Raw genomic sequence first — 15,124 nt, forward strand, 5'->3', positions numbered from 1 at the left:
CTTTTATTATTTAGTTAGTCCCCTTTTTTATACTAAAAGACCAGTCATGTAAAATAATCCGCTTAGTTATCAAGCTCAATATTTAACCTGAGTTAAGGTTATTTAATAAACATCCAGATACCCGCAGCAATCATAAACAGGTTTTCGGTCAGAGAGACAAACCCCAGCGGTACATTACTATCTCCGCCAACACAGGCACATTTAAGCTCTCGTTTGTCTATGTAAACAGCCTTAATGACCGATACGGCGCCAACACCCCCAATAAATAAAGAAATTGGTGCAACAATATAAGCTGAAAGCCCTGCAATCATGCCAATACTTACAAATGCTTCTAAAAATGGATACACATAAGCATATCTCACTACTTTCATCGCAAATAAGTCATAGGTTATAAAAGAATTACTAAAGCTGTATAAGTCGCGTAATTTTTGAATAGCCAGTACGCCCATTGTTAACGCGACAAACAGCATAATTGTATGCATAGAAAAAAGTGCAAAGCCAGTCGAGTAGCTAAATGCAAAGGCAAGCAATAAGGTAACAGCAAAAATAGCCGTTACGGGAGTGTAAGTAGTGCCCTGTTGACCAGGCTCCGATTTATTAAAGTAAGCTCGCAGGTCGTCATACCCGCCAATGCGTTCGTTATCGATAAATGTTTGTGGTGTGGTATCAACATTGTGCTTTTGTTGAAATGCATCGGTTTCTTCGCGCGAAGTCAGCGGCTTATCATCTACCTTATAGCCTTTTCGCTTAAGTAAATCTTTTGATTTGAGTCCAAATGGGCAAATATGCTCATTAGTTACCATTCTGTATAATGTTGCTGACTTAGCCATGCTTGCTCCTTATGCGTATTTAGTTACTCGTTAGCCCTTAAGTTATAGTGAGTGAATGGCGGTATGAAAGAAGTTAATGGCACCTTGTAATATTTACGTGGCATTTGAAATAAAATAGCGCGCAGCACACTCATTAAGAACACAAAATAGACAATGCACGTATAGTGCCAGCACTTTTATAAAAGCGCAGAAGGTGAAGTTTGAGTAGCAGAGGGTTTTTGTTAAAAGCTTATAGAAATATCGGCTCACGTAGACAGCAAAGTCACGCTGCACCTTTAAAACCGTATAAGACTGCATTGCGCAGCCTTATATATGTTAAACAGCAGCTTACTCGCTAAGCGTCTTGCTTAGCCTCTTCTTCACTAATTTGTTTTAGTGCTTGAATAAACGAATCGCTTGGTTGTCCGCCACTAATTGCATATTTATCGTTGATAATAAATGTAGGTACCGAGGTAATACCCATTTGCTTAAAGCGATCTTGCTCTTGGCGCACTGTTTGTACGTATTTATCTGAGTGTAAAATACTGCGGGCCTCTTCTTTATCAAGGCCAACACTTGCGACTACATCAAGCAGAGCGTCTTCTTGATTTAAGTATTTTAAATCGGTGAAGTGGGCTTCAAAAAAGGCGAGTTTTAACTGCGTTTGTTTGCCTTGTTCGCGTGCCCATGTAAGTAGGCGGTGCAAGTCAAAGCTGTTGATCATGATGCGTTTGCCATCAAAATTAAACGTAAAGCCAGCACGCTTTCCTGCTTCGAACATGTTTTTACGATTTTCATCACCTTGCTCTTCAGTCAGGTTGTACTTTTGCATTAAGTGTTCGTTTAAATCTTGACCTTCAAGTGGCATGTCAGGGTTTAACTCAAAAGGATGCCACGTAATATCTGCACTCATTTCGTCTTTAAGTTGGCCAAGCGCTGTCTCAAGGTTTTTATAACCTACTACGCACCATGGGCACATTACGTCTGACACGATATCAATTTTAAAGTTTTTCATATTCATCCTTTTGCGGATTGCTTTGGTATAACAGGTATATTGGGATGAAGTATGCTTTATCAATCCTCAAACTAAAAAGAGCAGCTGATGGCTGCTCTTTATAAAGGGTTTAAGCGTTAAGCCCAAACGGGTCGTCAATACTATAACTTGGTTGTGTAAACCAATGCGGGCCGTTGTCGGTCATATAAAAATGATCTTCTAAACGTACGCCAAATTCATCGGGTATAACTAGCATTGGCTCGTTACTAAAACACATGCCAGGTGCAAGTGGGGTTTTGTCTCCACCGACTAGATAAGGCCACTCGTGAATATCTAAGCCAATTCCATGGCCCGTACGATGCGGGCAGCCGGGTGTTTGATACTGTGGCCCCAATCCTTGAGCCGCTAAATAGTGACGAGCGCCTGCGTCAACATCTTCGCAGGTGGCACCAATGTTAGCGGCGTTAAATGCGGCTATTTGCGCTGCTTTTTCATGTTCCCAAAACATCCGTTGGCGCGGTGTTGGCTCACCAAATACATACGTGCGGGTTATGTCTGATAGGTAATCGTGTACTTTACAGCCGGTATCTATTAATACCATATCGCCTTTTTTAAGTACTTGTGCATCTTTAACACCGTGCGGGAATGACGTTGCCACACCAAATAAAACAATACAAAAATAGTTACCTGGTGCACCTACTTTTTGATGCGCTTGTTTAATAAAGGCCTCTACTTCTGTGGTGGTGATGCCTTCGTAAAGCATGCTAGCAGTTGCTTGGTGTACAGCTAAGGTCATATTCATTGCGCATTGCATAAGCGCTAATTCGTTTACCGACTTATGCATGCGGCAATGTGCAGTAACGCTTTGTGCATTGATTAGATTAAAGCCTTTTTGCGCTTTGTTAATACCGTCAAATATAAAAAACTGCGCACTTTCATCAATGCCTATAGTGGCGGTGTCGCTTACGTTAAGCTGCTTTAATACATTTACAAAAAGCGAGTAGGGGCTCTCGTGCTCTTGCCAACCATGAATTGGGCCTTCAATCACTTTAAAGCCATTTAGGGTGCCAATTTCAAAATAAGGCGCTATGTATTGTACTTCACCAACCGCAGGCAGTATTGCGCCAACCATGCGCTCGCTTGCATACCATTTCATACCTGTAAAGTAGGTGAGGTTTGACCCTGCGTTTAAATAAATGGCATCTATATTATTGGCCGTCATATAAGCTTGCGCTTTTGCTATTCGCTCAATATGTTCATCAGCTTGAATAGGCTGTACCGAATGGGTCATGTTACTTAAACTGGCTAGCGCTTGCTCTGGGGTATTGATACCCACACCGATTGTGCTCATAGGCTTCTCCTTAGATTTTTTACAGTGTGAATAATGTATTTTTTAAATTCAATGTTATGCGACCAGCCGCATTTATAAGTGTGGCTGGTCTAAATAAAATCTATGTAGTGAAATGATGGGCGTAAATGCCCATTTGTAGCTATTTTTTTGCGTACGCAAGGCGGGTTAATTTATTACTGGTGTGGTAGCTATCTAGCCCAGTTACAGCGACTGTTTCTATTGCTTGTAAGTCTAAAAAGCCATCGCTTTGCAAGGCTACTTCGTCTAAATATACGTCGGTAATTTCACCGATTACAAGCTCGGTTCCATTTACTGCTAAATGTTGATGCTCAACGTAATTTACCGCGTATTTTAATCTCGACTCTTTGACAAAAGGCGCTGTAAAGTTGTTTAGGTACTCAGGCGTTAAACCTGTCGCGTCAAATTCTGACTCGCCTTTATCGTAGCGGGCTGAGGTTTGATGAGCTTGCTTATAAATAGCTTTATTGACCTGGTTAATGGTGTAACTACCCGTTTCTATGATGTTTTCAAACGTATGGCGGGGCACGCTGTTAGGGCGCATGATCATACCAACTAATGGCGGGTGAGCACCTAAATGTATCACAGAGCTAACAATAGCTACGTTTGTATTGCCTTGTTTGTCTTGCGTGCCAATTAAGTTGGCACTTTTAAAGCCCGAAAGCGAATTAATTAAATGAGTACGCGTGTGTTTTTCAAGCGCGTTTATACGCTCTTTAGTAAAATGCATTAAAAATCCTTACCACGGTATGGTGTTGCCTTGCCAATCTAAATAGGCGGGCTCACCGTTAAGTTCTAAATGAGGGTTATTAAACGTGAGTGTAAAAAGCTGTTTAGCTACAAATTCAGTGCTAAATAGCTTTCCCGCAGGTACGTTTTTTTGAAATGGTTTTGAAAGCGCTGTATCGGTAGTCCCCGGATGAAATAACACCAGTTTGGTATTTTTAGCTCTGCGTGCAAGCTCTATCGCTGCGGTTTTAAATAGCATGTTAAGTGCAGACTTTGAGGCGCGATACGTATACCAACCGCCTAATTTATTATCGTTAATACTACCCACTCGGGCACTCAGTGCAGTAATAGTGCACTGCGTTTTATGTGTTAAAAGCGGCAAAATGCTCTGTAAGCACAGCAGAGGAGTGAGTGTGTTAGCGTTAAATAATTCGTTAAAGTAATCGGCGTTTAAATCTTCTAGCTTTTTTTCTGGCATGTGGGTTTTGTTGTGCAGTGCGCCATTAAACATAACAACTTGTTGGATATCGGCATTTTGATCTTTTAAGTACATTGTTACTTTGGCTAAGCTTTGAGCTGTGTAATCGCTCTTTAGGTAAACAATGTTACTATTGGTTTCTGCATTTTTTGAGCTGACACAAATGACTTGTACTGTGGGAGCATTAATTTGTAAGTGTTCAATATAAGCTTGTGCTATTGCGCTGCTGGCACCAAATAAAACAATTGTTTTCATTGCTTATCCCTAGGTTTTAAAGTGCACTGGCCGCTTGAACACTGAGCGCTTGGCATTAACAACTGACTAATTTTTTGCCTGTGTTTTGCAAAAAATAAATAGGCGACGTCAGCGAAATAGCGAATTATTGGCAAGCGAAAAATTTTCAACCAGCGGTATTTTCCAACGGTTTTCCATGCTTGGTAAGTTACATCTAACCCGTAAATCATCTCACCACTTGGCAATTGGCCATGTAAAATTGCCATTGCCTTGTTTTTGTTAACACCAGGGTAACGTGCGCTAAAATCACTGCTATTAAGGTCTTCAAGAGTAATTTTATGTTTAGTATCAGCATCTTTGAGGTGCTGCATTTCAGTGTTGCACAGTGGACAGTTAGCATCGTAAAAAATGATCATAAAAACCGTTTTCTAATAATTTACATATAGCTAATTACGATTCACCATTGCAAATGGATCTATTAAATCTGCGCGCATGATGATATTAATAGCACTCCATGAAACAAAGGAGACTGAGAAATGAGTGAACAATATGCCGCCTTGCGAGGTAATGTAAATTTACTTGGGCAACTACTAGGACAAACTATTAAGGATGCTCAAGGCCAAGCGATTTTAGATAAAGTAGAGGAAATTCGTGCTTTATCAAAGTCATCTCGCAGTGGTAACGAAGACGACAGACAAGCGCTAATTGAGGTACTACATGCGCTTAGTGATGAAGAGCTTTTACCGGTTGCCCGTTCATTTAATCATTTTTTAAACTTAGCTAATGTAGCAGAGCAGTTCCACACTGTTTCGCGTTTTAATGATGTTGGCTTTTGCCAACTAAACCCTCTCACTCAAACATTAAAAACGTTAACTGCAAAAGCAAAAGAAGGCCAATTAGACAGTAATCATCTGGCCGAAACACTCTCAAAACTCCACATAAACTTAGTATTAACCGCTCACCCAACCGAGGTGACGCGCCGCACAATGATCAACAAACAAGTTGAACTTAGCGAATGTTTAGCGTCGCTTGAACGTAAAGATAATTTAGAGCAAGAACGCACTGCTATTTTAAACCGTATTGCACAGCTTATTAGCCAAGCGTGGCACACAGACGACATTCGTCGTTCGCGTCCTACACCTATTGATGAAGCTAAATGGGGCTATGCGGTAATTGAAAATAGCTTGTGGCACGCTGTGCCGCGTTTTTTACGTGAGTTTTCAGAACAAGTAAAAGAGCATTTAAGTTTAGAATTACCCATCGATTACAGCCCTATTGAGTTTACTTCTTGGATGGGGGGAGACCGCGATGGTAACCCGTTTGTGACCGCGCAAGTGACCTCTGAAGTACTTGATCACGGTCGTTGGATGGCGCTTAATTTATATATTCAAGACTTAAAAACATTGTGCGCTGAGCTTTCTATGTCTGATGCAAGCGATGAGCTTATTGAACTTGCAGGGCAAGAGTTTGAACCATACCGTGCAGTAATCAAAAAGCTTAAGGTTCAAGTTGCTGAAACAGTGGCTCATTTAGGCGCTAAAATTAAAAACAAGCGTAGTGATTCACAAGATTTAATAACTGATATTAATCAAATTAAACACCCAATAGAAGTGTGTTACCGCTCGTTATTAAAGTGCAACATGAAAGTAGTCGCCGATGGCTTATTACTTGATTTATTGCACCGTATTAATAGCTTTGGCCTGCGTTTGGCAAAACTTGATGTGCGCCAAGACTCCGATCGTCACAGCGATGTGTTTTCAGAGCTAACACGCCACTTAGGCTTAGGTGATTACAACCAATGGCAAGAGCAAGACAAGCAAGCGTTTTTGCTTACCGAGCTTAATTCTCGCCGTCCGCTAATTCCTAAAAATTGGCAACCAAGCCCAGAGGTACAAGAAGTACTCGACACCTTTGATGTTATTGCAAAGCAAGATGAAAATACATTTGGCTTATACATCATTTCAATGGCGCGTACTGCCTCTGATATTTTAGCGGTACAACTACTGTTAAAAGAAAGTGGCTGTCAATTTGATTTACCTGTTGCACCATTGTTTGAAACACTTGACGATTTAAATGCGGGTAGCGATGTAATTACTACATTGCTTGATAACGTGTGGTACCGCGGGCATATTAAAAATACTCAAAATGTAATGATCGGTTACTCAGATTCTGCCAAAGATGCCGGCATGATGGCTGCAGGTTGGGCGCAGTACGAAGCAATGGATAAATTAGTACAGCTTGCCGATGAACGTGGCATTGAGCTTGTTTTATTCCATGGTCGTGGTGGAACAGTTGGGCGTGGTGGGGCGCCTGCTGCTCAAGCGCTTCATTCACAACCACCGGGGTCGTTAAAAGGCGGCTTACGTGTAACTGAGCAAGGTGAAATGATCCGCTTTAAGTTTGGTTTACCCGATGTTGCACTGCAAAGTTTAAATATTTATGCGGGTGCCGTACTGCAAAGTAACTTATTACCACCGCCAGAGCCAAAGCAAGAATGGCGTGAAGTAATGAAGTTAATAAGTGAACAGTCGTGTGAGCACTACCGCAATGTAGTACGTCATGATGAAAACTTTGTCCCTTACTTTAGAATGGCAACCCCAGAGCTTGAACTATCAAAATTACCATTAGGCTCACGCCCTGCTAAGCGTAATCCAAATGGTGGCGTAGAAAGTTTGCGTGCTATTCCGTGGATTTTTGCATGGAGTCAAAACCGTTTAATGCTACCTGCATGGCTAGGTGCATTAACAGGCTTAAAAGCAGCGCTTGATAAGTATGGACTTGAAACGCTACATGAAATGAGCTTGCAATGGCCGTTTTTCAGAGCGCGCCTAGAAATGCTAGAAATGGTATTTAGTAAAGCCGATAGTTGGTTAAGTGAGCATTACGATAACGCGCTGGTGGAGGATATGTACAAACCACTGGGTGTGTCACTGCGTAAAGAGCTTGAAGAAGCGATTAGTCTTGTACAGTCACTCAGCCCACAAAACAGCTTATTAGCTGATCAGCCTTGGATCAAAGAGTCTATTGCGCTTCGTAATCCGTACACTGATCCGCTTAACGTACTGCAAGTTGAATTACTACGACGTGCACGTTCAAGCGAAAAAGGTAGCGAAGGTGACATTGATAATGCATTAATGATCACTATGACAGGTATTGCTGCAGGTATGCGTAATACAGGTTAATACGTGATTTTATTATCGTGATAGTAAATCACTAATTTAATGTAATCGGTATTTAAAAGGGAACACGGTGTGTTCCCTTTTTTATTTAATAACCTAAAAATTAACTTTTGTGGCCTATATGCGGGTCGATAAGGGGTGGATGCATTGTTTAGCTTTACTTATTCTTGCTGAATGTAAGTCATTAAAATAGCACAGGAGAGCTATCTAACCTGCTGGGTATCAAAGTTCAAGACGCGTTTAAAACAAATCCAGTCTGAACAAATATTAACCGCAAAGGTCAATAGTCCTAGTAATTCTAACCTTAACCTTTTAAACTACTTGGCCATTAAATAATTATAATATGTTATGGCTTCAGCAACTTTTACTGTGCAACAAGACACAGCCCTTACAAATTCACATATCTCTTTAAGCGTAGCGCAAACTCAAGCTTTACGTGGTCAGCTAAAAACCCAACGCGGCATATTAAATTCTAATAATATAAAACAGCTATGTGCGCAATTTAATGTATCCAATGATGCATTATTACAGGGCTTAGTACCGCTCGCCTCAGAATTTTCAGTAGCGCCAGTTTCCCATTTTCATGTGGGAGCTATTGTTAAAGCACTTGATGAGCAAGGTGATATAAATTTTTATTTTGGTGCCAATGTAGAGTTTGATCATCAAGCACTTAGCTTAGTGGTACATGCAGAGCAGTCGGCAATTAATAATGCTTGGTTAAACGGCGCTAAAAAAATAGTTAAAATAGCTATTAGTGATGCACCCTGTGGTTATTGTAGGCAGTTTATGAACGAGCTGGCCGATGCCAAAGAGTTTGATATTTTACTGCCAGAGAACCATTTTAAGCTCGCTGATTTATTACCACATTCATTTGGGCCTACCGATTTAGGTAACGAATTCAGTTTGTTTAATCCTAAGCCTCATCAGAAAAAGTTTGCAGACACTGGACTAGATAGCAAATTAGCCGCCATGGCGCTAAATGCATATGTACCTTATAGCCAAAATTTTAGCGCTGTTAAAATAAGTACTTTTGACGATGGTGATTTTTACGGCAGCTACGCAGAAAATGCAGCCTATAGCCCAAGCCTTTCGCCACTGCAAAGTGCGCTTAGTCAGTTATTTTTAGCAGGGCTTAGCTTTAATGGTAATACGGTTAAATCAATCACCCTTTTAGAAACCCAAGGCCATGAAAATCAGGGTGGTGTGGCACGTGCTGTACTTGCAAGCTTTGACAGCCTACCCGAAATGAAAGTGATTAGCGCAGAGTTAAGGTAATCAGAACTCAGCTTAAGCTAAAAACAATAAAGCACAGCAATTGCTGTGCTTTATACGTTAAATTGAAGTGCTGAGAAGGGGTTAGCCTAATAGTACCTTTGCAGCTTCTATTACGACGGCTACTGATTTTCTTTCAATTTCACCGTGATCTACATTTGGAATTTCTTGACGAGTACGGTTAACAAGTACACCTGCAACACACGCAGCTTGTAAGCCAAGAGCTGCACACATTGTAAATAATGTCGCCGACTCCATTTCGTAATTCATCACGCCTAGGTTTTGCCACTCTTCACAGCTACCTTGTAATGACTTTGGTACGTAGCCCGAGTGCGTATCGTAACGCTCTTGGCCTGGGTAGAAGGTATCGCTTGAAGCTGTGATACCAATATGAAAATCAATATCTAAGTTTTTACACGCTTGTACCATAGCTTGTGTTGCGTAAAAATCAGATACCGCAGGGTAGCTAAGCGGCGCAAAATGCTGGCTGGCACCATCTAAACGTACAGATGCTTGGCTAATTAAAATTTCGCCTTCGTTAATATGAGGCTGAATCGCGCCTGTAGTACCAATACGTAAAAATTTACGCACACCAAGTTGCGCTAATTCTTCTACAGCAATCGATGTAGATGGGCCGCCAATACCAGTTGAACATACCACTACTGAGTGGCCATTTAGCTGACCTAAATACACATGAAATTCGCGAGTTTGAGCTAGGCAGGTTGGGTTGTCTAGGAATTGTGAAATACGTGCTGCACGATCAGGATCGCCCGGTACAATCGCAAGTTTTGCACCTTTAAGATCGTCAATACATAGTCCTAAGTGAAATACCTTTTCCATAACTAAGCCTTTTATAAAAATTTGTTGTCAATCTAGCATCATTGCCATAAACGTTTACCAAGTACAGGACGTTTGTCCGTTTTGTGCTAATCCCCTTTAAAAATATTAAGATACAACAATTTATTCATCTACTTTGAATATTCAATCAAACACTTAACCGGTATAAAAAAAGGCGCTGTTGACTTGCCCTTGCAGACATTATATGTATCGGGCAAGAGCAAAAGCACACTAATATTTGCTGATTAAAACTAGAGTTAAAGTTATTAAAAATCAAGTGGTTAATGTTTTTTTTGAACTTTATTTAGACCCTTGCTACTGCGTTTTTAGAGCGCAAAAAATGGTTTAGTAAAATTAAATTTAAGTTTAAGTATGTTTTATCTTTTTGCATAACTAATCAAAAAACTCTGTTTTACACAGTAATAGTTTATAGAGGTTTATTATGAGCACACAATTTCAAGCATTTAAAAATAAAGTTGAGCACTGCTTGTGCTCACCTGGCGATGGTGTATTTACTGTAAATACAGCAAAAGAGCGCAAGGCCGCACTTCGTAATAAGCTTTATGGGCAAACCGAAAACGTAGATTCACTGTGGCGCGATTCTTTAAATGAGCTACCAAATTCCCCACATAAAGCCGTTATGTTAGGCATTAGCTCAGATTGTGGTGGTGGTATTTTACGTGGCGCGAATTGGGGGCCATTATTTTTACGCTCAGCACTTATAGATCAGCAACCGCAGTGCCACTCATTCGATTTAGGAGACGTGCGCGTAATTCCGCATTTATTGCATGATAAATACCTAAACGATGCAACAATTTCTAATTGTCAAAAAGCCCTTTACGGTGATGAGAGTAACGATTACTACGTAAGCCCGCTTTCTATTACTGAAGACGTGTGTGACAGTTTTTACGCCACATTTAAAGAGAAAGGCATTTTTGGTATTGGTGGCGATCATTCAATTAGCTACCCGCTAACTAAAGCCTATTTAAAAGCAAAGCGCGAACAAGGTAAACGCACTGCAATTATTCACTTTGATGCGCATACCGACTTATTAGTAGAGCGTTTAGGCATAGATTTATGTTTTGGTTCGTGGTGTACACATATATTAGAATTTTTACCAGCGCCGCATCATTTAATTCAATTTGGTATTCGCTCAAGCGGTAAACCGAAGGCGCATTGGGAAAACACCTTTGGCGTTAAACAGCATTGGGCAGCTGAAATAATAGAGCGTGGTGCTAAAGCGGTTGCGGCCGAAACCATTGCGCAGCTTAAAGCTGATAGCGTAGATGAAGTGTATGTAAGCTTTGACATAGATGCACTCGATGCAGAATTTGCCTCGGCCACAGGCACGCCAGAAGATAATGGTTTAACTCCACAGCACGCACTTGATATTTTATCGGCGATTGCTGATGAGTTTCCTATTACCGGCGCGGATATGATGGAAATAGCCCCATTTACCGACAGCTCATTAGTAGGGCAATCAAGTTCAGAAACAACGTTGCGCGAAGGCGCTAAAATTTCAGCGTTTTTGATTAATGCGATGAATAAGTAGCAAGTAGGAACTTAAAAAATCTAGTTCTATCAGCGTATAGGGCTAGGTTTTTAGTTGAAAAACTAGCAGTTCGGTTACCCTCAGCTATAGTTGGTTTATACCCATTTATAGTTTAAAGGCGTAATTAAATGAAGTTGTATTTACTTATACTGTGTTTTGCATGCATAAGGGTTAATGCAGCTGAAATTACTATTGTGACTGAAGTTTTTCCTGATTTTCAGTATATTGACTCGAACGGCCAACTTGCTGGGCGTTCTGTAGATAAAGTAAGAAAAGCACTTGATACTACCGATATTAAATACAATATGTCTGCAAATAGTTGGGCTGTGTCTTATAACGCAGTATTAAGAGATACTAACACTTGTATTTTTTCTATTGTGAGGCTGCCTAAGCGAGAAGATAAATTTAGCTGGGTGGCTGAACTTGAAAGTTTTGACTCTGCCATTTACGCGCTTAAATCACGTAATATTCGTTTAAATACACTTAACGATGCAAAAAAATATAAAACAGCGGTGGTTAGGAATAACTTTAGTCACCATTATTTGTTAGAGCGTGGTTTTAATGAGGCTAAAAACTTACTGATAATTGATAGCTTAGACAAAATAGATAAAATAATAAGCACACGGCACGATATTCTCGACTTTGTTATTTTAAGTAAAAAACAATTTAATTATCGAGCGCAGTTTGAGCCAAAGCTAAAGTTATTAGAGCCGATCTTTACGCTCAATACACAACATTCTCCCCTTTACTTTGCCTGTAATAAAAACATGCAGCAAAGTCTACAAGATAGACTCGCCTTGGCATTCGATGAAGCAAAAAAGGAAAGGTAAGTACATTAAATTCAATGGCTTACTTATTTAAACTGTAAAAATGCAAATATAAATTGCCGCGTTTAAAAAAGCGTCTATAATCAGCTGCTTTTTATTGAAAAAGCGCTAACTTTTTGGAGCGTTAAATGGGTGATTTAATCGGGATTAGCTTATTGATCTTGATCAGTGCGTTGTTTGCCATGTCGGAAATTGCTATTGCAGCGTCACGTAAAATTAAACTGCGTGTAATGGCTGATGAAGGCAGTGACAACGCGGCCGCGGTATTAAAACTGCAAGAAAATCCAGGGGCGTTTTTTGCGATGATTCAAATCGCTCTAAATGCCATTGCTATTTTAGGCGGAATAGTTGGCGAACAAGCGCTATCGCCTTATGTTCAAAGTGTATTGGTGCTTTTTTATCAAGGTATACATCTTGAAAAAATTAGCTTTTTATTTTCGTTTTTTACCATTACTTCTTTGTTTATATTATTTGCAGATTTAATGCCAAAGCGTTTAGCGATGATCATGCCCGAAGCTGTCGCTGTGCGTGTAGTAACAATTATGCGATGGGTTACTTTTGGGCTCACGCCACTAGTCATGTTTTTTAATGGGTTAACTAATTTTGTACTGCGTTTATTTAAAGTACCTGCAGAGCGAGAAGATATTGTTACCACCGAAGACATTGTGGCGATGATGGACGCGGGCGCTGAATATGGAAGCTTACAACAACAAGAGTATGAGCTAATTGGCAACGTGTTTGAATTAGAGGCACGTTTTTTATCAAGTGTTATGACTCCGCGCGACCAAATAGTTTATTTTGACTTAAATGAAAGCAGCCATGATATAGCCACCAAAATTATAGATCACCCTCATAATCATTTTTTAGTGGTATCGGGGAGTTTAGATAAGCTACGTGGCTCTGTTGAGTCAAAAGATATATTACGCCAAGTGCTTAAAGGTGAACCTGCAACCATTAAGCAAGAGCTATTAGAAGCGGATGTTTTTTACTTGCCCGAAACGTTAAGTCTTTCTGAGGCTTTAAATGCATTTAAAAGCGCAGCTAAACCGTTTGCGGTAGTGGTAAATGAGTATGCGTTATTGGTAGGTATTGTAACCGTTAAAGACTTAATGAAAGGCTTCATGGGGGATTTAATTACCCATCAAGGCGATGAGCTTATTATAGAGCGTGATGAGGGGTCATGGTTGGTTGATGGTTTAACCCCTATTTCTGATTTAGCTAAGGTTTTAGATATTGAAGAGTTTCCTGAGCAAATGCATTTTGAAACGGCTGCCGGTTTTTTAATTTATACCATGAAACGCATTCCTAAACGGGCAGAACATTTAAGCTTTAATGGGTTTAAGTTTGAAGTAGTCGATGTTGAGGGGATCAGGGTAGAACAACTACTGGTTTCGCGAATAAAAAACTAGCCGTAAATTTACGTAAAGAGCCAAGCTAAGCTTGGCTTTTTTATTTCCTGACCTACAACAAAAAAACCGCAGAAAGTTTATTTTTCATACTTGTGTGTTTTATTTTTCATCAAGTTAACATTTCCTACAACCTAGTGACTAGGTTTAATTTGCAACTGTAAGTTAGTGTAAATTTAAGTCTTTTAAGATTTATAATCCTATCAAATTGCTTTAGAATGATCGTTCATTCTAGAGATAAATAGACTAAAAGGTATTTAACATGCAGCGTTCTCGCATCGCTTTATTTGTATTAACAGCCCTGTTTGGGTCTGTTGCTTTAACAGGTTGTGACCAAGCAGCTGACTCGCAACAAGCTTCAGCTCCACAAGCAGTACCTGTTGGTGTAATTACATTAAAAAGCCAAGCGCTTACTCTAAAAAAGGAGCTTCCCGGTCGTATTAGTGCTTTTCAAATTGCACAGATCCGCCCGCAAGTAAGTGGTATTGTGCAATCGCGTTTATTTAAAGAAGGTGCGCAAGTTAAGCAAGGCCAAGCGCTTTACCAAATTGACCCTGCCACGTTTGAAGCCGACTTAGCAGCAAGCGAAGCGGCTGTTGCCCGCGCTGAGGCAAGCATTGCTAGTACTAAATCAAAAGCGTCGCGTTATAGTGAGCTTTTAAAAATTAAAGCCGTAAGTCAGCAAGATTTTGATGAAGCTGATGCAGCACAAAAGCAAGCACAAGCCGAGCTATTAACAGCAAAAGCACAGCTTAAATCTGCACAAATAAACTTAGATTATAGCCATGTATCTTCTCCGATTAGTGGTCAAATTAGTAAATCGAGCGTTACTGTTGGTGCGCTTGTTAGTGCTAATCAAACAACGGCACTGGCAACAGTAACCCAGCTTGACCCTATATACGTTGATTTAACGCAATCAAGCAACGAGCTAACTCAACTTAAAAAAGCCATTTCTTCTGGTTCATTAAGTGTTGACTCAAAAGCACAAGCCGACGTTGAGCTGCAAATGGAAGATGGCTCTATTTACCCAATTAAAGGCACGTTACAATTTTCAGAAGTAACTGTAGACCCAAGCACTGGGTCGGTAACCTTGCGCGCTAAATTCCCAAATCCAGATAGGTTATTATTACCGGGTATGTATGCACGTGCCTCAGTGGTTGAGGGCGTAAAACAAAACGCTATTTTAGTGCCGCAGCGTGGAGTAAGCCGAAATACAAAAGGCGAGCCAACAGCTATGGTTGTAAGCAAAGAAAACACCGTTGAAAGCCGGGTGTTAAAAGTAGATAGAACGATTGGCTCTAACTGGTTAGTAACCGCTGGATTAGCTGATGGCGACAAAGTAATTGTTGAAGGCTTACAAAAAATTCGCCCAGGTGCACCAGTTAGCCCTTCAGAAGTTTCACCGTCTGCAACAGCCGACAAAGCGCAATAACGGAGA

The 15,124-nt window shown here is 40.4% G+C and carries 13 protein-coding genes; 6 read left to right on the top strand and 7 right to left on the bottom strand.

Annotation, left to right across the window (positions count from 1 at the left end; genetic code table 11):
* Positions 1-98: 98 nt before the first annotated feature.
* The 6 genes from QUE46_RS18070 to QUE46_RS18095 form a co-directional block, all read right to left on the bottom strand.
* Positions 99-830, bottom strand: coding sequence for a MauE/DoxX family redox-associated membrane protein (locus QUE46_RS18070; protein ID WP_286249138.1), 732 nt, complete (start codon positions 828-830; stop codon positions 99-101).
* Between the two features lie 334 nt (positions 831-1,164).
* Positions 1,165-1,824, bottom strand: coding sequence for a DsbA family oxidoreductase (locus tag QUE46_RS18075; protein ID WP_286249140.1), 660 nt, complete (start codon positions 1,822-1,824; stop codon positions 1,165-1,167).
* A gap of 109 nt (positions 1,825-1,933) precedes the next feature.
* Positions 1,934-3,154, bottom strand: coding sequence for a Xaa-Pro peptidase family protein (locus tag QUE46_RS18080; RefSeq protein ID WP_286249141.1), 1,221 nt, complete (start codon positions 3,152-3,154; stop codon positions 1,934-1,936).
* A gap of 139 nt (positions 3,155-3,293) precedes the next feature.
* Positions 3,294-3,902 (bottom strand): flavin reductase family protein, encoded by a 609-nt coding sequence (locus tag QUE46_RS18085; protein ID WP_286249143.1) that lies wholly within the window; start codon positions 3,900-3,902, stop codon positions 3,294-3,296.
* Between the two features lie 9 nt (positions 3,903-3,911).
* The gene (locus QUE46_RS18090; RefSeq protein WP_286249145.1) at positions 3,912-4,634 is read right to left on the bottom strand and encodes an SDR family NAD(P)-dependent oxidoreductase; all 723 of its coding nucleotides are present in this window, start codon (positions 4,632-4,634) and stop codon (positions 3,912-3,914) included.
* Positions 4,631-5,029: a thiol-disulfide oxidoreductase DCC family protein gene (locus QUE46_RS18095; protein ID WP_286249147.1), complete on the bottom strand. Its 399-nt coding sequence runs from the start codon at positions 5,027-5,029 to the stop codon at positions 4,631-4,633. The genes QUE46_RS18090 and QUE46_RS18095 overlap by 4 nt, the downstream gene beginning before the upstream one ends.
* 120 nt (positions 5,030-5,149) lie before the next feature.
* Between QUE46_RS18095 and ppc the strand changes: the two genes are divergently transcribed.
* Positions 5,150-7,795, top strand: coding sequence for a phosphoenolpyruvate carboxylase (ppc, locus tag QUE46_RS18100; protein WP_286249149.1), 2,646 nt, complete (start codon positions 5,150-5,152; stop codon positions 7,793-7,795).
* Between the two features lie 345 nt (positions 7,796-8,140).
* Positions 8,141-9,067 (top strand): cytidine deaminase, encoded by a 927-nt coding sequence (gene cdd / locus QUE46_RS18105; RefSeq protein ID WP_286249151.1) that lies wholly within the window; start codon positions 8,141-8,143, stop codon positions 9,065-9,067.
* A gap of 81 nt (positions 9,068-9,148) precedes the next feature.
* Here the strand turns inward: cdd and udp are convergent, their stop codons facing one another.
* A complete protein-coding gene (udp, locus tag QUE46_RS18110; protein ID WP_286249153.1) occupies positions 9,149-9,904 on the bottom strand; it encodes a uridine phosphorylase in 756 nt (251 codons plus the stop codon).
* A 439-nt stretch (positions 9,905-10,343) separates the two neighbouring features.
* Here udp and QUE46_RS18115 point away from each other — a divergent pair, with 439 nt between their 5' ends.
* From QUE46_RS18115 to QUE46_RS18130, 4 genes are all read left to right on the top strand, one after another.
* Positions 10,344-11,453: an arginase family protein gene (locus QUE46_RS18115; protein ID WP_286249155.1), complete on the top strand. Its 1,110-nt coding sequence runs from the start codon at positions 10,344-10,346 to the stop codon at positions 11,451-11,453.
* A 128-nt stretch (positions 11,454-11,581) separates the two neighbouring features.
* The gene (locus QUE46_RS18120) at positions 11,582-12,283 is read left to right on the top strand and encodes an ABC transporter substrate-binding protein (protein ID WP_286249157.1); all 702 of its coding nucleotides are present in this window, start codon (positions 11,582-11,584) and stop codon (positions 12,281-12,283) included.
* A 125-nt stretch (positions 12,284-12,408) separates the two neighbouring features.
* Positions 12,409-13,689 (top strand): hemolysin family protein, encoded by a 1,281-nt coding sequence (locus QUE46_RS18125; RefSeq protein WP_286249159.1) that lies wholly within the window; start codon positions 12,409-12,411, stop codon positions 13,687-13,689.
* Between the two features lie 259 nt (positions 13,690-13,948).
* Positions 13,949-15,118, top strand: a complete 1,170-nt coding sequence (locus tag QUE46_RS18130) for an efflux RND transporter periplasmic adaptor subunit (protein ID WP_286249160.1) — start codon at positions 13,949-13,951, stop codon at positions 15,116-15,118.
* Positions 15,119-15,124 lie beyond the last annotated feature (6 nt).

This window comes from Pseudoalteromonas sp. MM1, assembly GCF_030296835.1.
GTDB lineage: Bacteria > Pseudomonadota > Gammaproteobacteria > Enterobacterales > Alteromonadaceae > Pseudoalteromonas.

Coding starts and splice junctions, on each gene's coding strand:
- QUE46_RS18070 (WP_286249138.1), bottom strand. CDS start 830: ATGGCTAAGTCAGCAACATTATACAGAATGGTAACTAATGAGCATATT.
- QUE46_RS18075 (WP_286249140.1), bottom strand. CDS start 1,824: ATGAAAAACTTTAAAATTGATATCGTGTCAGACGTAATGTGCCCATGG.
- QUE46_RS18080 (WP_286249141.1), bottom strand. CDS start 3,154: ATGAGCACAATCGGTGTGGGTATCAATACCCCAGAGCAAGCGCTAGCC.
- QUE46_RS18085 (WP_286249143.1), bottom strand. CDS start 3,902: ATGCATTTTACTAAAGAGCGTATAAACGCGCTTGAAAAACACACGCGT.
- QUE46_RS18090 (WP_286249145.1), bottom strand. CDS start 4,634: ATGAAAACAATTGTTTTATTTGGTGCCAGCAGCGCAATAGCACAAGCT.
- QUE46_RS18095 (WP_286249147.1), bottom strand. CDS start 5,029: ATGATCATTTTTTACGATGCTAACTGTCCACTGTGCAACACTGAAATG.
- ppc (WP_286249149.1), top strand. CDS start 5,150: ATGAGTGAACAATATGCCGCCTTGCGAGGTAATGTAAATTTACTTGGG.
- cdd (WP_286249151.1), top strand. CDS start 8,141: ATGGCTTCAGCAACTTTTACTGTGCAACAAGACACAGCCCTTACAAAT.
- udp (WP_286249153.1), bottom strand. CDS start 9,904: ATGGAAAAGGTATTTCACTTAGGACTATGTATTGACGATCTTAAAGGT.
- QUE46_RS18115 (WP_286249155.1), top strand. CDS start 10,344: ATGAGCACACAATTTCAAGCATTTAAAAATAAAGTTGAGCACTGCTTG.
- QUE46_RS18120 (WP_286249157.1), top strand. CDS start 11,582: ATGAAGTTGTATTTACTTATACTGTGTTTTGCATGCATAAGGGTTAAT.
- QUE46_RS18125 (WP_286249159.1), top strand. CDS start 12,409: ATGGGTGATTTAATCGGGATTAGCTTATTGATCTTGATCAGTGCGTTG.
- QUE46_RS18130 (WP_286249160.1), top strand. CDS start 13,949: ATGCAGCGTTCTCGCATCGCTTTATTTGTATTAACAGCCCTGTTTGGG.